General features: G+C 68.7%; 15 protein-coding genes. 3 read left to right on the top strand and 12 right to left on the bottom strand.

Annotated elements, in window-relative coordinates; genetic code table 11:
* Positions 1-14: 14 nt before the first annotated feature.
* From WIX39_RS05460 to WIX39_RS05405, 12 genes are all read right to left on the bottom strand, one after another.
* Entirely contained in the window at positions 15-3,785 is a 3,771-nt protein-coding gene (locus tag WIX39_RS05460; RefSeq protein ID WP_409194624.1) for a molybdopterin cofactor-binding domain-containing protein, read from the bottom strand.
* A complete protein-coding gene (locus tag WIX39_RS05455) occupies positions 3,782-4,282 on the bottom strand; it encodes a (2Fe-2S)-binding protein (RefSeq protein ID WP_409194623.1) in 501 nt (166 codons plus the stop codon). The genes WIX39_RS05460 and WIX39_RS05455 overlap by 4 nt, the downstream gene beginning before the upstream one ends.
* Positions 4,260-5,429, bottom strand: a complete 1,170-nt coding sequence (locus tag WIX39_RS05450) for an ABC transporter substrate-binding protein (protein ID WP_234382151.1) — start codon at positions 5,427-5,429, stop codon at positions 4,260-4,262. Before WIX39_RS05450 ends, WIX39_RS05455 begins: the two co-directional genes overlap by 23 nt.
* A 43-nt stretch (positions 5,430-5,472) precedes the next feature.
* A complete protein-coding gene (gene pncA / locus WIX39_RS05445; protein ID WP_081268103.1) occupies positions 5,473-6,198 on the bottom strand; it encodes a bifunctional nicotinamidase/pyrazinamidase in 726 nt (241 codons plus the stop codon).
* A gap of 28 nt (positions 6,199-6,226) precedes the next feature.
* Complete coding sequence (locus WIX39_RS05440) at positions 6,227-6,961, bottom strand: ABC transporter ATP-binding protein (protein WP_081268102.1); 735 nt, start codon at positions 6,959-6,961, stop codon at positions 6,227-6,229.
* A complete protein-coding gene (locus WIX39_RS05435; protein WP_081268101.1) occupies positions 6,958-7,740 on the bottom strand; it encodes an ABC transporter ATP-binding protein in 783 nt (260 codons plus the stop codon). The genes WIX39_RS05440 and WIX39_RS05435 overlap by 4 nt, the downstream gene beginning before the upstream one ends.
* Positions 7,737-9,668 (bottom strand): ABC transporter permease, encoded by a 1,932-nt coding sequence (locus WIX39_RS05430; protein ID WP_081268100.1) that lies wholly within the window; start codon positions 9,666-9,668, stop codon positions 7,737-7,739. The genes WIX39_RS05435 and WIX39_RS05430 overlap by 4 nt, the downstream gene beginning before the upstream one ends.
* 81 nt (positions 9,669-9,749) lie before the next feature.
* On the bottom strand, positions 9,750-10,955 hold the full coding sequence (locus WIX39_RS05425) for an ABC transporter substrate-binding protein (RefSeq protein WP_081268099.1): 1,206 nt from the start codon (positions 10,953-10,955) through the stop codon (positions 9,750-9,752).
* Between the two features lie 139 nt (positions 10,956-11,094).
* Entirely contained in the window at positions 11,095-11,679 is a 585-nt protein-coding gene (locus tag WIX39_RS05420) for an amino acid synthesis family protein (RefSeq protein ID WP_409194622.1), read from the bottom strand.
* 41 nt (positions 11,680-11,720) lie between these two features.
* Positions 11,721-12,362, bottom strand: a complete 642-nt coding sequence (locus tag WIX39_RS05415) for an amino acid synthesis family protein (protein WP_409194621.1) — start codon at positions 12,360-12,362, stop codon at positions 11,721-11,723.
* 21 nt (positions 12,363-12,383) lie between these two features.
* A complete protein-coding gene (locus WIX39_RS05410; RefSeq protein WP_409194620.1) occupies positions 12,384-13,289 on the bottom strand; it encodes a UPF0280 family protein in 906 nt (301 codons plus the stop codon).
* An 8-nt stretch (positions 13,290-13,297) separates the two neighbouring features.
* Positions 13,298-14,917, bottom strand: coding sequence for a 6-hydroxynicotinate reductase (locus WIX39_RS05405; protein ID WP_409194619.1), 1,620 nt, complete (start codon positions 14,915-14,917; stop codon positions 13,298-13,300).
* A gap of 324 nt (positions 14,918-15,241) precedes the next feature.
* On the opposite strand from WIX39_RS05405, the gene WIX39_RS05400 reads away from it, so the two are divergent.
* From WIX39_RS05400 to WIX39_RS05390, 3 genes are read left to right on the top strand one after another with little or no spacing between them, the layout of a single operon-like run.
* Positions 15,242-16,015 (top strand): ferredoxin--NADP reductase, encoded by a 774-nt coding sequence (locus WIX39_RS05400; RefSeq protein ID WP_081268094.1) that lies wholly within the window; start codon positions 15,242-15,244, stop codon positions 16,013-16,015.
* A 19-nt stretch (positions 16,016-16,034) separates the two neighbouring features.
* A complete protein-coding gene (locus WIX39_RS05395) occupies positions 16,035-16,790 on the top strand; it encodes a TetR family transcriptional regulator (RefSeq protein WP_081268093.1) in 756 nt (251 codons plus the stop codon).
* Complete coding sequence (locus WIX39_RS05390; RefSeq protein WP_106936149.1) at positions 16,745-17,944, top strand: amidohydrolase family protein; 1,200 nt, start codon at positions 16,745-16,747, stop codon at positions 17,942-17,944. Before WIX39_RS05395 ends, WIX39_RS05390 begins: the two co-directional genes overlap by 46 nt.
* The last annotated feature ends 5 nt before the right edge of the window (positions 17,945-17,949 follow it).

The following is a 17,949-nucleotide window of genomic DNA, read 5'->3' as shown; positions in this document are numbered from 1 at the left end:
AGCCAAAGCCCCTGTCAGTGCCCCGCGGGGTGTGCCGGGGCGGCGCGCACGCGTGCCACCTGCGCTGGCAGGTCGGTCCACGCGGGCTCCTGCGGCGCGAAGCGCGCGCGCATGTAGCCGGCCAGCTCGGCGATCTGCCGGTCGTCGAGCGCTTCGCGGAACGCCGGCATGAAGCCGATGTCGCGCGTGGCGGGCTCGCGCACGCCGTCGAGGATGGTGCGCAGCAGGTTGTCGGGCCGCGCGCTCGTGAGGTTGCTGTTGAGCGCGAGCGGCGTGTTCACGCCGAGCAGCGTGGGGCCGTTGCCGTCGTGGTGGCATGAAGCGCAGGCGCTGTCGAACATGCGCTGCGCGGGGCCGAGCAGCTGGCCCTGCGTGCGCGCCGCGTTCTCTATCGCCAGCCGTGCCACGGCCTCGGGCGCAACCGCAGGCTCCGGGCTGAAGGAGCCGAGGTAGGTGGCCATCGCGCGCACGTCGTCGTCGGGCAGCTGCTGCATCTCGCGCACCACCTCGGCCATCGGTCCGCCGGCGATGCCGTGGCGCTGTGTGTGGCCGTGGCGCAGGTAGCGATAGAGCTCGTCGGCATCCCACGGCACGGCGGATTTCGACAGATGCGTGAGCGCCGGCGCTTCCCAGCCGTCGACCATCGCGCCCGAGAGGAATGCGCCGCCGCCCTGCTCCGCGCCCAGCGCGTTGCGCGGCGTGTGGCAGGCGCCGCAATGGCCCAGGCCGTTGACGAGATAGGCGCCGCGGTTCCACTCGGCGCTCTGCGTGGCCACGGGCTGCATCGGCGTGGGGTCGTGGAAGAGCGCGTTCCAGCCGGCCATCAGCGGCCGCATGCTGAACGGGAACCTGAGCTCGGACTTCGGCGTTTCCGCGCGCACTGCGGGCATGGACATGAAGTACGCATAGAGCGCCTGCAGGTCGTCGTCGCTGGTCTTGGCGAAGGCTGTGTAGGGGAACGCGGGGTACAGGTAGTGCCCGTCGCGCGAGACGCCTTCGCGCATCGCGCGCTGGAAGGCGCTGAACGACCAGCGGCCCAGGCCGGTGTCGGCATCGGGCGTGAGGTTGGTGGTGTAGAGCGTGCCGAACGGTGTGTCCATGGCGCGGCCGCCCGCATTGGACGCGCCGCCGGGCGCGGTGTGGCACACGGCGCAGTCGCCGGCGGCGGCGAGCACCCGGCCGCGCTCGATGGTGGCCTGGCTGTAGACCGGCGCGGTGAGCGACACGGGCGCGATGGCCGAACGCCAGCCGAGCAGGCCCGCAATGACACCGATTCCGCCGACGACGAGGGCTGCGCCAGTCGCCCACACGCCCTTGCGGCGCGGCCAGGCTGCATTGCTCCTTCCTCCTCTGGGGGAAGGCCGGGATGGGGGCACGGCAGCTTCGCCATCGGAGCGCCGCATGCCCCCACCGCCGCCCTCACCCGGAGGGGCAGTGAGCAGACCCCGGTTCAATTCAGCCAGCACCGTCTCCGGCGTGAACGGCGGCGAGCGGAACCGCACCCCCGTCGCATCGAAGATCGCATTCGCGATCGCCGCCGTGCCCGGCACCGACGACGACTCGCCCGCACCCAGCGAAGGCTCGCCCGGCCGCGGCATGTGCATCACCTCGATCACCGGCACTTCGCGGAAGTTGATGATCGGGTAGCTGCCCCACTCGCGGCTCGCGACCACGCCCGAAGGCAGCACGCCCGGCAGCTGCGCACCGGGCGGCCCTTGGTGGTGCTGCTGCTGTTGCTGCTGCGGCGCGAACTGCACCCGCTCCTTCAGCGCCCGGCTGGTGGTCTGGATCACGTTGCCGTGCACCTGGTGCTCCACGCCCGCCGGGTTGATCATCAAGCCCGCGTCATGCCCCACCACCACGCGGCGCACATGCACCTCGCCGGTCTTGCGGTTGACCTCCACGTCGGCCACCCATGCGGCCCACGCCGCGCCGAAGCCCGGCCACTTGCTGTGGATGTAGCGCGCATAGGCAAAGCCCTGGCCGAACAGGATGTCGCCGCCCTCGCCCAGCCCGCCGTCGGCGTTCTCCTGAGGCCCGGTGCGCATGCGCCAGCCGGCCTTCTGCGCGGTGGCCTGCACCAGCTCGGTCGCGCGCGGGTCCTGCAGGTAGCGCAGGCGGAACTGCACCGGGTCGACACCCGCCGCCGTGGCAAGCTCGTCGATGTACGACTCGTGCGCGAACGAGCTCGGCAATGCCGACACGCCGCGCAGCCATGAGGCGCGCACGATCGGCGCCATGTCGTTCACCTTCACGCGCAGGTTGTCGTAGCTGTACGGCGGGCGCGCGGTGCGGTCGCCCATCTCGTAGGCCTGCGCCACCGGCTCGATGGTCCGCGTGAGCAGCAGCGCCAGCGTGGGCGCGCCGTTCGACGGATACGAAGTCTCGAAGTCGTAGGCGGCAACGCGCCCGTCGGCCATGAGGCCGCCGTCGATCTCCATCAGCTGCGCGGCGCCCTTGGGCTCCCACACATGCTCCTGCTCGCGCGTGAGCTGCACCCGCACGGGCGCACCCACGGCGCGCGCGAGCAGCGCGGCATCGGCGGCCACGTCGTCGGCGCCGTTGCGGCCGTAGCAGCCGGCCGCCTCCATGCGGACCACGTCGACCTGGACGTCTTCCACTCCCATGAGCTTCGCGAGATCGGCGCGCAGCACGTGCGGGTTCTGCGAACCGGCCCAGCAGCGCAGCTGCATGCCGCTGCCGTCGGCGGGCTGCCACTCGGCCAGCGCGCACGACGGGCCGATGGACGCGTGCATCTGGTACGGCCACACGTAGGTGCGGTGCATCGGCTGCGCGGCGGCGGCGATGGCGCCATCGACATCGCCTTCGTCGACCAGCAGCCGCTGCGTCGATGGGTTGTCGCGCAGCGCCTGCGCCACGTCGCCCAGGTCGGGCATGCCGGGCCACGGCTTCCAGGTGACGCGCAGCTCGCGCAGTGCCTGTTCGGCATGCTCTTCGCGCTCGGCCACGATGCCGACGAAGTCGCGGATGACCACCACCGCGCGGATGCCGGGGATGTGCCCGATCGACGACTCGTCGACCGCCTCCAGCGTGTTGCCGATGAACTCGCCGTGGTCCGCGCCCGCGTAGGGCGGGCGCACCACGCGGCCGTGCAGCATGCCCGGCACGCGCATGTCGTGCACGAACACCGGCTCGCCGGCAAGCTTGGCCGGAATGTCGACGCGCGCCTGCCGCGTGCCGACCACGCGATAGTCGGCGGGGTCCTTGGGCTGTGCCTTGGCATCGAGCCGCAACACGGTGCGCTCGCCCGCGACGAGATCGGCGTAGCCGACGTGGCGGTCCGGCGCTTCGGCGACACGCACGATGCCGTTGCGCACCTGCAGCGCATCGGCAGGCACGCCGAGCCGTTCGGCGGCGCGCGCCAGCAGCCATGCGCGCGCCTGCGCGGCCGCAAGGCGCAACGGCTGCGCATGGATCTGGATCGACGCGCTGGCGATGGTCGCGCCCTGGTTGGGCGCGCGCGCGGTGTCGCCGAGCATCATGCGCACGCAGGGCATGCCGAGGTCGAGCTCCTCGGCCACGATCTGCGCGAGCGCGGTCTGGATGCCGGTGCCCAGGTCGACGTGGCCGTTGAGCGCCGAGGCGCTGCCGTCGTCCCACACGGCGAGCAGCACCTCGTCGCCTTCGACGGGGTTGCTGGCGATGAAGGCGGGCTGGCCCTTGGCCGGTGGCGGCGGTGGCGGCGTCTCGCGCAGCACCAGCAGCACGCCGCTGGCAGCGAGGAACTCGGCGCGCGTCCGAGGCAGGTCGGCGCGCCGCGTCATGGCGCTTGCCCGATGCGCATGCGCAGCGCCGCGCGCTGCACGGCATCGAGGATCTCGATGTGCGTGCCGCAGCGGCACAGGTTGCCCGACAGCTCGCCGCGGATGCGCGCCTCGCTCGCGTGCGGATCGCGCGCCAGCAGCGCCGCGGCCTGCATGACCATGCCATTGAGGCAGTAGCCGCACTGCGCGGCCTGCGCGTCTTCGAAGGCGGCCTGCACCGGATGCCAGGCGCCGCGCGAGCCCAGCCCTTCGAGCGTGGTGACGGCACGGCCCGCCACGCCGTGGGCGGGAATCACGCATGAACGCGCGGCCACGCCGTCGACGTGAACGGTGCAGGCACCGCACTGCCCCAGTCCGCAGCCGTACTTGGGGCCGTTCAGCCCCAGGTCGTTGCGCAGCAGGTGCAGCAGCGTCGCCTCGCGCGGCAAGCCTTCGATCGACTGCGCCTGGCCGTTGACCAGCAGGTGCAGCGGCTCAGCGCCGCAACTGGCCGTCACGGGTGTACATCTCCAGGTCCACGAAGGTCGAGCCGTTGTGGTTCTTCGCGCTGTATTCGACGGGGAAGTCGCCGAAGCGCGTGCTGCCGATGCTCTCGAGCCCCGCGATGAAGCCGTCGCGCGTGAGCGCCCTGCCCGCGCGGCGCAGGCCCTCGACCATCACGCGCGCGGCGATGTAGCCTTCCAGCGCGGTGTAGCTGTCGATCTTCTCGCCGAACTCGGCGCGGTCGTGCTGGTAATCGGCCACGATGGGCACGCGCAGCGCCTGCGGCGGCGGCACGATGCTGGCCGTGACCAGCCCCGCGAGCTTGCCGTCGAGCCGCTTGGCCGAGCCTGCCGCGTCGGTGATGCCGACCGACAGCGTGTACAGCGGAGCGCCCGCGCCGCTGGCACGGTAGTCGCGCATGAACACCTCGACCATGCGACCGGCCATGATCATCAGCACGGCGCCCGGCTTCGCATCCGCCAGGCCCGCGACGACCGGCTTCGCGTCTTCGGCGGCGATGGCCAGCGGGAAGGTCTTCACCACCTTCACCTTGTGGTCGGCCGCCAGCTCCTCGCAGGTCGCGAGGTTCGACTTGCCGAAGGCGCTGTCCTGGTAGACCACGGCGATCGACTGGATGCCGATGGTCGACAGGTGGCTGATGATCTTGCGCAGCTCGAGGTCGTAGCCCGCGCGCACATGGAACAGGTAGCGGTTGGTCTTGGTGCGGAACGACGTGGTGCCCACCAGCGGCGCGAACATCGGCACGCCGGCCTTCTCGGCGAGCGGCATCGCCGCGGCCAGGTTGCCGGTGGCCACGTAGCCGGCGAGCGCGAAGACCTTGTCCTCGTCGATCAGCTTCGCGGTGTTGACGGCGGTCTTCGCGGGGTCGTATGCGTCGTCGTAGGTGACGAGTTCGATCTTGCGGCCGTTCACGCCGCCCGACTTGTTGACGCGGTCGAAGTACAGCTTGATGCCCGCGCGGTAGTCGACGCCGAAGTCCTTGGCCGGCCCGCTGAACACGGCCGACTGGCCGATGCGGATGGCGGTGTCGCTCACACCGTTCGTGCCGTTTTCCGCGCGTGCCGGCCGCAACAGGCCGGGGCCGAGGGCCATGGCAGCGCCGCCCGCCACCATGGCGCGCCTTGAAATGGAAAGCTTCATGCGTCGTGGGTCTCGTGCTTTTGTTGTTGTTCCCGGTGCGGGCTCAGGCGGCCTGGATGTCCGCGGACTGGATGCGCTTCACGCCCTTGGCCGTCATCTGCTTCCACGCGGCGGCCAGCGAGCCGTTGAGGTCGATGCCGCGCGTGGCGTCCTCGATCACGTAGGCCTCGAAGCCGGCCTTGCGCGCGTCCATCGCGGTCCAGGCCACGCAGAAGTCGGTGGCCAGGCCGGTGACGAACACGGTCTTGATGCCGCGCGCCTTCAGGTAGCCGGCCAGGCCGGTGGCCGTCTTGTGGTCGGCTTCCTCGAAGGCGGAGTAGCTGTCCATGTCCTTGTGGAAGCCCTTGCGGATGATGAGCTGCGCGGTGGGCACCTTCAGGTCCTTGCCGAGCGCGGCGTCGTCGGTGCCCTGCACGCAGTGGTCGGGCCACAGCACCTGCGTGCCGTAGCTGAGCTTGGTGGTCTCGAAGGGCTTCTTGCCGCTGTAGGTGCTGGCGAAGGAGGCATGGCCCGCCGTGTGCCAGTCCTGCGTGACGACGATGTTCTGGAACGCGGGCGCCAGCGCGTTGATGACCGGAATGACTTCGTTGCCGCCCTTCACCGCCAGCGTGCCGCCGTCGAGGAAGCAGTTCTGCACGTCCACCACGATCAGCGCGGCCTTGTCGCCGGGCTTGATCTTGCCCGCCGCGAAGGCGTTGAAACCGACACTGCCGAGGCCGCCTGCCAGCCCGAGGGCGGCGGCGGATTTCACGAGGGTTCTGCGATGCATGGCGTGGACTCCGGGGGTTGAAGAAAAATCAGACGCTCAGGTAGGCACGGCGGACTTCGTCGTTCGCCGCCAGCTCGGCCATCGTGGCGTGATAGCGGATCTGGCCCTTCTCGAGCACATAGGCGCGGTCGGACACCAGTTCGGCGAAGTGCATGTTCTGCTCCGACAGCAGGATGCTCACGCCCTGCGCCTTGAGCTCCAGGATCATGTTGGCCATCTGCTCGACGATCACCGGCGCCACGCCTTCGGAGGGCTCGTCCAGCAGCACGAGGTAAGGGTTGCCCATGAGCGTGCGCGCCACGGTGAGCATCTGCTGCTCGCCGCCGCTCATGCGCCCGCCGGGGCGGTTGGGCATCTCGCCGAGATTGGGGAACAGCTTGAACAGGCGCTCGGGCGTCCACAGCGGCGCGTCGGTGCCGTCGGCCCAGCGGCGCGCGGGCTGCTTGCCGACCTCGAGGTTCTCCATCACCGTGAGGTCGGTGAACACGCGCCGGTCTTCGGGCACGAAGCCCAGGCCCAGGCGCGCCGCGTGGTGCGGCTCGCTCTTCGAGATGTCGTGGCCCAGGAAGCGCACCGCGCCGCGGCGCTTGGCGAGCATGCCGATCAGCGCCTTCAGCGTGGTCGACTTGCCAGCGCCGTTGCGGCCCATGAGCGCGACCACTTCGCCGCGCCGCACTTCGAGGTCCACGTCATAAAGAATCTGCGCGGCCCCGTACCAGGCGCAGAGGGCCTTGGCCTGCAGGAGGGGTTCACGGTCGCTCATGCAGCTTCTCCAACGGCCGCAGCCTTCTTCTCGAATGTCTTGCCCGTGCCGAAGTACACCTCCTGCACCTTGGGATGGTCGCGGATCTCCAGCGGCTTGCCCTGCGCGATGAGCCGGCCGCGCGCCAGCACGATCATGCGGTCGGCATATGCGAACACCACGTCCATGCTGTGCTCGGTGAAGAGTACGGCCATGCCGCGCTGGATGACCAGCTCCTTGGTCAGCGCCATGAGCGAGTTGCGCTCCTTGGGCGCCATGCCTGCTGTGGGCTCGTCCATCAGCAGCAGCTTGGGGCTGTTGGCCATGGCAATGGCGAGCTCGACGCGCTTCACGTCGCCGTACGCCAGCACGCTGCAGGGCCGGTCGGCCTGCGACTTCATGCCGACCTGGTCGAGCAGCGCCAATGCCTCGTCGCGCTTGTGGTCGGCCGCGCGGCGCCACATCGAGAACAGCTTGCGGTCATGCGAGAGCAGCGCCATCTGCACGTTCTCGACCACGGTGAGCGAAGCGAAGGTCTCGGCGATCTGGAAGGTGCGGCCAACGCCCATGCGCCAGATCTCGCGCGGCTTGCGCCCGACGAGTTCCTGGCCGTCGAGCGTGATGGAGCCCTGGTCGGCCTTGAGCTGGCCGTTCACCATGTTGAAGGTAGTGGACTTGCCTGCGCCGTTGGGGCCGATGAGCGCGAGCAGTTCTCCCGGCGGCAGCTCGAAGCTGATGCCGTCCACGGCCTTGACGCCGCCGAAAGACTTGCCGAGGTTGTCGACTTTGAGGAGGCTCATGCCTTCACCTCCTCGAGCTTGGCTTTGTCGGCATCCGCGTCGTGCCGGGGTGAGCGCCAGCGTTCGGCCAGCTGCTTGATGGAACCCGCGATGCCCTGCGGGAACAGCAGCACCAGGATGAGGATGATGGCGCCGAGCATCGCGCGCCAGTAGTCGGTGTTGCGCGCCACGGTGTCGTGCAGCCAGGTGAAGGTGACGGCGCCGACCACCGGGCCCGCCAGCGTCTGGATGCCGCCCAGCAGCACCATCACGAGGCCGTCGACCGACTTGCCGACCGACAGGCTCTCGGGCGAGATGCTGCCCTTGGAGAACGCATACAGCGCGCCGGCCAGGCCCGCCACCGTGCCCGCGATGACGAACGCCGCCCACTGCATGCGCTTGACGTCGATGCCGATGGCGTCGGCGCGCAGCACCGAGTCGCGGCCCGCGCGCAGCGCATAGCCGAAGGGCGAGAACAGCACGCGCCGCAGCCACCACACGCCGGCGCCCACGAGCACCAGCGTGAGCCAGTAGTAGGCCTGCTTGTTCGACAGCCATTCCGAGGGCCACACGCCCGTGAGGCCATTGCTGCCGCCGGTAAAGCTGTCCCACTGGTAGGTGATGGCCCAGGTGATCTGCGCGAAGGCCAGCGTGAGCATGGCCAGGTACACGCCCGACAGCCGCACCGCGAACCAGCCGTAGACCAGCGCGCCGAGCGCCGCGACGACCGGCGCAACCAGCAGCGCCACTTCCATCGGCAGGTGCAGCGAACGCACCAGCAGCGCCGCGCCGTAGGCGCCGAGGCCGAAGTACGCGGCATGGCCGAACGAGTGCATGCCCGCCGGCCCCATGATGAAGTGCAGGCTGGTGGCGAACAGCGCGGCGATCAGCAGGTCGATCATCAGCACCATCGTGTAGGGCGAGTTGACGGTGAGCAGCGGCAGCGCGGCGAGCATCAGCGCGAGCACCGCCGCGGCCACGAGGTAGGCATTGCCGGGCCGGCGCAGCGGCTCTTCCTGCATGCCCACGTAGCGGCTCGGCGCCTGCGGCCGGCCGAACAGGCCCCAGGGGCGCCACACCAGCACGATGGCCATGACGAGGAAGTCGACCATCAGCGTGAGCTTGGAGAACGACACGTCGATGCCGAAGATCTGCACCACGCCGAGCCAGATGCACACCGCCTTGATCTCCGCGATGAGCAGCGCGGCCACGTAGGCGCCGGGCAGCGAGCCCATGCCGCCGACCACCACCACCACGAAGGCGGCGCCGATGGTGTTCAGGTCCATTTCGAGCGTGGCGGGTTCGCGCGGCAGCTGCAGCGCGCCGCCCAGGCCCGCAAGCAAGGCGCCGAGCGCGAACACGGCGGTGAACAGCCAGGCCTGGTTGACGCCCAGCGCGCTGACCATCTCGCGGTCTTGCGTGGCGGCGCGCACCAGCGTGCCGAAGCGCGTGCGGGTGAGCAGCAGCCACACCAGGCCCAGCACCAGCGGGCCGACGACGATCAGGAACAGGTCGTACGAAGGAAACTGCCGCCCGAGGATTTCGACCGAGCCCTTGAGGCCGGGCGCGCGCGGGCCGAGCAATTCGTCGGGCCCCCAGAGCCACAGCACCGCGTCCTTGATGACGAGCACCAGCGCGAAGGTCGCGAGCAGCTGGAACAGCTCGGGCGCCTTGTAGATGCGGCGCAGCAGCACCACCTCGATCAGCGCGCCGAGCACGCCCACCGCCACCGCCGCGATCAGCAGCGCGGGCCAGAAGCCCAGGCTCGAACCCAGCTTGTCGACGAGCGTGTACGCGACATAGATGCCCACCATGAAGAACGAACCATGGGCGAAGTTGACGATGCGCGTCACGCCGAAGATCAACGAGAGACCGGCCGCCACGAAGAAGAGCGAGGACGCGCCGGCCAACCCGTTGAGCAACTGAACAACGAAGCCTGAAAAGCTCATGAAGGACCCTGAGGAAACTGGAGACATCCGCGCCTGTCGCCGTCAATCAGCGGCGGCAGGCGCGTTGCAGGAGCCGTGCGGTCAGTCCGCAGGGCGCATCTTTTTCACTTCTTCGTCCGAAGGCTGGAACTTGGCGCCGTCGAGGTAGACATAGTCGACCATCACGCCCTTGCCGCCGTCGTTCTTGGTCTTGCCCACGTACGCGCCCATGGTGGACTGGTTGTCCTGCGCGCGGTAGTTGATCTTGCCGAAGGGCGTGTCGACCTGCAGGCCCTTGAAGGCGGCCACCAGCTTCTCGGTGTCGGTGCCGCCGGCCTTCTGGATGCCGGCCACGATCGAGTGGATGGCGCTGTAGCCCACCACCGAGCCCAGGCGCGGGTAGTCCTTGAACTTGGCCTGGTAGGCGTCGAGGAAGGCCTTGTGCTCGGGCGTCTTCACGCCGTTCCACGGGTAGCCGGTCACGATCCAGCCGTTGGGCGCCTCGTCCTTCAGCGGGTCGAGGTACTCGGGCTCGCCGGTCAGCACGCTGACGACTTCACGGTCCTTGAACAGGCCGCGCGTGTTGCCTTCGCGAACGAACTTGGAGAGGTCGGCGCCGAACAGCACGTTGAAGATGGCGTCGGGCTTGGCGTCGGCCAGCGCCTGCACCACGCTGCCGGAGTCGACCTTGCCCAGCGGCGGCGCCTGCTCGGCGACGAACTCGACGTCGGGCTGCGCGGCCTTCAGCAGCGTCTTGAAGGTGGCGACAGACGACTGGCCGTATTCGTAGTTGGGGTACACGACGGCCCAGCGCTTCTTCTTGAGCTTGGCGGCCTCGGGCACCAGCATCGCGACCTGCATGTACGTGGAGGGGCGCAGCCGGTAGGTGTACTTGTTGCCGTTGCTCCAGACGATCTTGTCGGTCAGCGGTTCGGCCGCCAGGTAGAAGAATTTCTTCTGCTTGGCGAAGTCGGCCAGCGCCAGGCCGGTGTTCGACAGGAAGGCGCCGGCCAGCACGTCGATCTTCTCGCGCGAGATGAGTTCTTCGGCCACGCGCACGGCGTCGCCGGGGTTGGCGTTGTCGTCGCGGCTGATGAGCTCGATCTTCCTGCCGTTGATGCCGCCCTTGGCGTTGACCTCGTCGACCGCGAGCTCCATGCCCTTCTTGTAGGGCTCCAGGAAGGCGGGCTGCGCCTTGTAGCTGTTGATTTCACCGATCTTGATCACGCCCTGCGCGTGCGCGGGGACGAGGGCCGTGGCCAGCGTGACGACGGAGGCGGCGCAGAAAACATGGCGCAATGGATTCATCGAGAAGCTCCTGGAAAGGACAAGAAAAACGGGGTCTTTGCGGGAAACACCGCGGAACCGGCTTTGCCGGGCCGCTGGTGTTGGCCCCGGCGAGGGGGTTGGCGAAGCGACACGCAGTGCGCGAAGACTGGGGGTGTATTCATCTGAGGCCGTCTTCGCCCTTGATCTCGGCAACCTGCAGGCCGCCGATGCGCGGCAGCGGTCGGCCGCTGTCGGTGACGGCAACCGCCACCACGATCTCGTTGGCGCGCGGCGCGTCGCTCACGCGGGCTTCCACCGCGTCGAAATGGCTGCGCACGAAGGCCGCGTCCTTGTGGCCCAGCGGCACGTCGATGGCGGTGCCCAGCGAGCCGCGCTTCTTGGCCGAAGGCACCAGCGCCGCGCCCTTCTCGACCGCCACGCGCAGCGGCGCGCCGAGCTTGGGATGCAGGATGGCGGCGGCATGCTCGAGCTCGCCGTGCTCGCCGACGATCGCGGCCTTGCCGTAGCTCTGTGCCTGGCAGGGCTCGATGCCCAGCGCCTTCACGGCCTTCTGGCCCAGCAGCGCGCCAAGCTCCTCGCCGATGGCGATCAGGTCGTCGAGGTTCTCGCTGTAGCGGCCGGCGTAGGGGTTCTCGATCACGGCGATGGCGACGGCGCGGCGCGTGGGCGGCGTGATGTCCTTGCCCATTTCGCGTCGGGTTTCATCGACCTGGACGACGAGCTTGCGGATGTTGGCAGTCATGTTCTGTGTTCCTTGTCTTGTCTCTGTATGGATGCCGCGGCTCAGCGCAGGCCGTCCCACTTGCTGATGTCCTTGGCGAGCAGGCCACCGACGCGGGCGTGCACGCGGTAGCCGGTGCTCATCGCGAGGATGAAGACGATCTCGTCGGCCGCCGGCGCGCCGGGCACGCGCACCTCGATGGCGTCGAACTGGCCGCGCACGTAGCTGGCGTTGATGTTGGTGAGCGGCACGTCGAGCGCGGCACCGGGCGGGCCGACCTTCTTGGTCGAGGGCACGATCGACAGCGCGTTGCCGGGCTGGCCCGTCTTTTCCTCGGGCTTGCCCGCGGTGTAGGCCGCGCGGTCGCCCTTCCAGCCGAGCAGTTCGCGCATGGCGTATCCGCCAGGCACATGCCACAGCGCGCCGTGCTCCAGCTCGCCGTCGGCGCCGACGATGGCACCCTTGCCGTAGGTGGCGATCTGCTCGAGCGGCACGTCCATGGCGTCGTGCAGGCGGTGCGCCATGTCGACGCCCACGGGGTCGAGCAGCGCCATCATCGGCAGGATGTCGGGCTCGTAGCGGCCCGCGAAGGGATTGGCCAGCACCGCGCCGATGGCACCGCGCACCAGCGGGGTGTCGGCGCGCGGTCCGAACTCGTGGTGGATGTGCTCGACATGGGTGAAGACGCGGCGGATTTCGATCATGAAAAAGAACCTTGCTTTTCGTTAAGCAAATACTGAACCAACTGTTCTCGGCAGCTCTGTCTCGAGCGCCTTCGAGCATAAGGGTTCGACAAGACGCCACTGCCCCTGGCAAACGAGTAGAGCGGCCCATACGAGCCCGCCTTTTTGCAGGACTTTGGCGCACACCGCGCCCGTATCGAGTGCGCTGCGCACCTGCGCGGGGGCCAGCGCGGGCACGTCGACGGTGACAAGGGTGTCGCCCAGGTCGCTGTCGTCCTTGCATTGGCTGGCGGGGCGGCGCGCGATGGCGGCGTCGTCGACATCGACCGCGTTGGCGATCACCGTGGCGGCGGCGTCGGCCTGCGCCGCGGTGGCGGCCAGCACCGTCACGCTGTCGGCGATACCCAGCGAGAAGCTGCGCCCGCGCCAGCCGCTGGTGGCGACGCCGCGCACCGGCTGCTCGGCGCGCAGTTCGAACTGGCCGTCGGTGGTGAGGATGCCGCCTGCATCGCGCAAGTCGAAGCGCGCGAGGTCGGCGTACACGCCCACGCGCGCCGACTGGCCGGGCGCGAGATGCAGCGCGATGTCGCCGCCGTTGTTGATCCATGCGCGCTCGATGCCGGGGCGCTCGTAGAACGCAATGAGCTCCTGCGCAACGGAGCCGGCCACGGCCGCCATCGGCGTGATGAACATCGGCGAGAAGGCGGCGCACGCGTCCCACATGCGGCGCGCGACCACGTTGCGCGGCCGCATCCTGTCGGTCACGGGCAAGCGCAGCAGCGGCAGTTCGCGCACCAGTTCGTCGAGCACGTGGACGAAGCGCGCCCACGCCGCGTCGTGCGCGGCGGCCACGGCGTACGGGTCGCCATGCGCCTCGGCCACGATGTCGATCGGGCCGTGGTTGAAGTGCCAGCGCCCTTCGCCGAGCGCGCTGCGTTGGGCGGTCATGGCTGGCCTCAGCCGAGCATCGGTGCGTGGCCCAGGGGCCACGGGTTGGCGTCGTCCATGGCGAGCCATTGGCGCGAGAGCGGCGCGCCGTCTTCCTGCCAAGCACCGCGCGCGAGCGCCTGCTCGAGCGAGAAGATGTGTTCCATGTGGCCGCCGAGCGCCTCGTAGTCGTCGCGCCGCATGCTGAATTCGATGGGCGCGACGATGGCCGGCGTGGGCACGGTGCCGAAGCTGTTGTCGGGCATGCGCATGACGTCGGCCATCACGGTGATGCCGCCGCCGGGCCACACATAGGCCGGCGCGCCGCCGCAGGTGACGTTGACCAGCGCGCGCTTGATGGCGCGCGTGAGCAGCACCGGGTTCTCGGTGACGCCGGCGCGCAGGCTGCCGCCCGCACCGCCGAGGAACAGCACGGTGCACAGGGAAGGCTCGCAGTTCTCGCCGATGCGCTCGACGATGCGCCGCACCTCGGGCGGCATCGGCTGCTCGACGGGCTGGAGCGCGTCGTCGAGCACGTACCACTGCGCGTGCTCACCGGTGGTCGAGGTCATGAGCAGGCGCAGGCCGGGCCGGGCCACGCCCTCTTCCCAGCCTTCGATGATCGCGAGCGGATCGGCGATGTCGGTGCCGCCCCAGCCGTTGCCAGGATTCGCCACCTGGAAGTAGCGCCCCGGCGTCGACTTGCGCCCCAGCATCTGGATGCCCGAAGGCGCCATGTCGAGGCAGCGGCCGGCCTGGTGCTCGGTGAGCACGCCGGTGATGTGGTCGTCGACCACCACCACCTCGTCGGCCACGCCGGCGAACTGCCGCGCGAAGATGCCCACCGCTGCGGAGCCGCAGCCCACGCGCATGCGCTGCTCTTCCACACCGTTGACGATGGGCGCCTTGCCGGCCTGGATGACGAGCGTGGAGCCGCCGTCGATGGTGCATTCCACCGCCTTCTTGTTGCCCAGCAGCTGCATCAGCTCGGCCGTCATGCGGCCTTCCTTCTTGCTGCCGCCGGTGAGGTGGTGCACGCCGCCCAGCGACAGCATCTGCGAGCCGTACTCGGCCGTGGTGACGTGGCCGACCACCTCGCCGCGGTAGCGCACGTTGGCCTGCTCCGAGCCGAGGAAGCGGTCGGTGTCGATCTTCACCTTGAAGCTGCAGTAGCTGAAGATGCCTTCGGTGACGACGGTGACCATGTCGACGCCCTTGGCCTTGGAAGCCACGATGAAGGGCGCGGGCTTGTAGTCGGGGTAGGTGGTGGAGGAACCCACGCCGGTGACGAATACTTCGTCGGCGTGCAGCAGGTCGCCGTTCCAGTCGGGCTCGGCCGGGGCCTCGGCGGGCGTTGCCCCGGGGCGGTCGAAGGGCACCAGCACCGGAGCCTCGCTTTCGACCGCGCGGCGCAGCAGCACCACGGGGTCGACGCGCACCAGCACGCCTTCTCGGTTGGCGTAGCGGTCGCAGGCGCCGGTGCGGCCGTCGGAAATCTGGCACAGCACGGGGCAGGCGTTGCACTCGACCTTGGCCGTGCTCATGCGTTCGTTGCGCGGAGGCGCCTTGCCGAAGGCGCCGCTGCCGGCGTCGGCCACCACGGGCATGTCGATGCCGGGCAGTCCGTCTGTCTTGGTGTGTTCTGTCATCGGGGCGATCTCGTGGGCGTGTCGGTCGTGTGCGAAGGTGCAAACCAGGAAGCCGGTCTTTGCAACAAACGTGCCGTCCGCCCGCTTGTGCGCCGAGTTCCGTTTGTGTAGCATTCCCTACACTTTCATGTTGCGTTCACTACATTCGAGGGCAATGTAGCAAACAGGCCCGATGCTTGCAATGGTGTTTTCTCGCGATGTTCATCGGGGTTTTTCCGACCAACGACAATGGAGGGTTCGAAGCCGGCCGACGGCCGCATGCCCCACAGGCGTGCATTTCGGCTCAGCCACCTTCCTCCGTCCCAACCAACTCTTGAGTTTCGTATGAGTGCATTCAGCGAAGAACGCGTCCTGAGCGTCCACCACTGGACCGACCGCCTGTTCACCTTCACCACCACGCGCGACCCGTCGCTGCGCTTCTCGAACGGTCATTTCACGATGATCGGCCTGAAGGTCAACAACAAGCCCCTGCTGCGTGCCTACAGCATCGTGAGCGCGAACTACGAGGAGCATCTCGAGTTCCTGAGCATCAAGGTGGAAGACGGCCCGCTCACCTCGAAGCTGCAGCACATCCAGGTGGGCGACACCATCATCGTGGGCCGCAAGCCCACCGGCACGCTGCTGATCGACTACACGCTGCCGGGCAAGCGCCTGTACCTGTTCGGCACCGGCACCGGCCTCGCACCGTTCATGAGCATCATCCGCGACCCGGAGACCTACGAGAAGTTCGAGCAGGTCATTCTGGTGCACGGCGTGCGCCAGGTCGACGAACTGGCGTACCACGACCTGGTGACCGACCACCTGCCCAAGCACGAGATCCTGGGCGAGATGATCGCCAACCAGCTGCTGTACTACCCCACCGTCACGCGCGAGGAGTTCCGCAACCAGGGCCGCATCACCGACCTGATCGAAAGCAACAAGCTCACCGACGACCTCGGCCTGCCGCCGCTCAACGTCGAGGAAGACCGCGTCATGCTGTGCGGCAGCCCGGGCCTGCTGGTCGACCTGAAGCACATCCTGGAAAAGCGCGGCTTCAAGGAAGGCAACACCAGCACGCCGGGCGACTTCGTCGTCGAACGCGCCTTCGCCGAAAAGTAGGCAGGACGTCGCGCGCACGATGGCCGACAGCCGCTCCACCGCCAAGCCCAAGCCGCAGCGCCGCACGGGCGTGCGCGAGGCGGCCGCGCAGGCCACGCGCGACAGCATCCTGAAGTCGGCGACCAAGGTGTTCGCCAAGTACGGCTACGACGGCGGCAGCGTGGAGAAGATCTCCAAGGCCGCCAAGTCGTACGACCGCATGATCTATTACTACTTCGGCAGCAAGGAAGGCCTCTTCATCGCGGTGCTCGAAGGCATCTACCAGCGGATGGACGACGCCGAGGCCGCCATTGCGCTCGACGCTTCGCGGCCGGTGGAGGCGCTCACCGAAGTCATCCGCTTCGTGCTGGGCTACTACCGCAAGAACCCCGAGTTCGTCACGCTGCTGAACACCGAGAACCTGCACAAGGGCCGGCACATCTCCAAGTCGCTGCGCGCTCGCGAGTATTCGTCGCGCGCGGTGGCGATCATTGCGGAAATCCTGGCCAGCGGCGCCGCGCAGGGCCTGTTCCGCAAGGACCTTGTGGCGCGCGACATCTACCTGCTGATCGCGTCCACCGGCTATTTCTACACCTCCAACCGGCACACGCTCACCGCCTTCCTCGGCGAGCCGCTGGAGTCGCCGGAGGCGATCACGCACTGGGAAGACTTCGTGATCGAGACCGTGCTGCGCACCGTGCGCGCGGACGACGTACAAGACAACACCCCACCCCACGAGGAAAACACGAAATGGCAGAAATCGCAGCCGGCGGCAAGTCGGGCAAGGTCGTCATAAAGAACATCGGGCTGCTGCTCTCGGGCGACATCGACAAGCCCATCCTCGATGCCGACACCATCGTGGTGAACGACGGCCTGATCGTCGCGGTCGGCAAGGAGAAAGACTGCGACCTCGAAGGCGCGAAGACCGTCATCGACGCGAAGAAGACCTGCGTCGCGCCCGGCCTGATCGACAGCCACGTGCACCCGGTGTTCGGCGACTGGACGCCGCGCCAGGGCCAGCTCGGCTGGATCGACTCGACCATGCACGGTGGCGTGACGACCATGATTTCCGCCGGCGAAGTGCACCTGCCCGGCCGCCCGAAAGACATCGTCGGCCTGAAGGCCCTGGCCATCACGGCGCAGCGCGCGTTCGACAACTTCCGCCCCGGCGGCGTGAAGGTGCTGGCCGGCGCGCCGGTCATCGAGAAGGGCATGGTCGAGAGCGACTTCAAGGAACTCGCCGAAGCCGGCGTGGGCCTGCTCGGCGAAGTGGGCCTGGGCTCGGTCAAGGCCGGCTATGAAGCGAAGGAGATGGTGGCCTGGGCACGCAAGTACGGCATCCAGAGCACCATCCACACCGGCGGCCCGTCGATTCCCGGCTCGGGCCTGATCGACAAGGACGTGGTGCTCGAAGCCGACGCCGACATCATCGGCCACATCAACGGCGGCCACACCTCGCTGCCCGAGGCGCACGTGTGCGAGCTGTGCGAGAAGAGCTCGCGCGCCATCGAGATCGTGCACAACGGCAACGAGAAGGTGGCCATCGCCGCGGCCAAGGCAGCACTCGAGCTCAAGTGCCCGCACCGCGTGATCCTCGGCACCGACGGGCCCGCGGGCTCCGGCGTGCAGCCGCTGGGCATCCTGCGCATGGTGGCAATGCTGTCGTCCATCGCGAACATCCCGGCCGAACTGGTGTTCTGCTTCGCCACCGGCAACACCGCGAAGATCCGCAAGCTCAACTGCGGGCTGGTCGAGGTGGGCCGCGACGCCGACTTCGTCTTCATGGACCGCGCGCAGCATTCGCCCGCGCCGGGCCTGCTCGAAAGCGTGCAGCTCGGCGACATTCCGGGCGTGGGCATGGTGATGATCGACGGCATCGTGCGCTGCGGCCGCAGCCGCAACACGCCGCCTGCGACCGAGATCCCGGTGGTGGTTTCAGGCGCGCACTGACCGGC

It is taken from the genome of Variovorax sp. AB1(2024), assembly GCF_037482385.2.
In the GTDB taxonomy this organism is placed as follows: domain Bacteria; phylum Pseudomonadota; class Gammaproteobacteria; order Burkholderiales; family Burkholderiaceae_C; genus Variovorax.
Note: the sequence above shows the minus strand (reverse complement) of the source record. Positions and strands in the feature narration are given on the sequence as shown.

Bases quoted from the DNA above. Each gene is read 5' to 3' on its own strand.
- WIX39_RS05460 (WP_409194624.1), bottom strand. From the start codon at position 3,785: ATGACGCGGCGCGCCGACCTGCCTCGGACGCGCGCCGAGTTCCTCGCT.
- WIX39_RS05450 (WP_234382151.1), bottom strand. From the start codon at position 5,429: ATGAAGCTTTCCATTTCAAGGCGCGCCATGGTGGCGGGCGGCGCTGCC.
- pncA (WP_081268103.1), bottom strand. From the start codon at position 6,198: ATGCATCGCAGAACCCTCGTGAAATCCGCCGCCGCCCTCGGGCTGGCA.
- WIX39_RS05440 (WP_081268102.1), bottom strand. From the start codon at position 6,961: ATGAGCGACCGTGAACCCCTCCTGCAGGCCAAGGCCCTCTGCGCCTGG.
- WIX39_RS05435 (WP_081268101.1), bottom strand. From the start codon at position 7,740: ATGAGCCTCCTCAAAGTCGACAACCTCGGCAAGTCTTTCGGCGGCGTC.
- WIX39_RS05430 (WP_081268100.1), bottom strand. From the start codon at position 9,668: ATGAGCTTTTCAGGCTTCGTTGTTCAGTTGCTCAACGGGTTGGCCGGC.
- WIX39_RS05425 (WP_081268099.1), bottom strand. From the start codon at position 10,955: ATGAATCCATTGCGCCATGTTTTCTGCGCCGCCTCCGTCGTCACGCTG.
- WIX39_RS05420 (WP_409194622.1), bottom strand. From the start codon at position 11,679: ATGACTGCCAACATCCGCAAGCTCGTCGTCCAGGTCGATGAAACCCGA.
- WIX39_RS05415 (WP_409194621.1), bottom strand. From the start codon at position 12,362: ATGATCGAAATCCGCCGCGTCTTCACCCATGTCGAGCACATCCACCAC.
- WIX39_RS05410 (WP_409194620.1), bottom strand. From the start codon at position 13,289: ATGACCGCCCAACGCAGCGCGCTCGGCGAAGGGCGCTGGCACTTCAAC.
- WIX39_RS05405 (WP_409194619.1), bottom strand. From the start codon at position 14,917: ATGACAGAACACACCAAGACAGACGGACTGCCCGGCATCGACATGCCC.
- WIX39_RS05400 (WP_081268094.1), top strand. From the start codon at position 15,242: ATGAGTGCATTCAGCGAAGAACGCGTCCTGAGCGTCCACCACTGGACC.
- WIX39_RS05395 (WP_081268093.1), top strand. From the start codon at position 16,035: ATGGCCGACAGCCGCTCCACCGCCAAGCCCAAGCCGCAGCGCCGCACG.
- WIX39_RS05390 (WP_106936149.1), top strand. From the start codon at position 16,745: ATGGCAGAAATCGCAGCCGGCGGCAAGTCGGGCAAGGTCGTCATAAAG.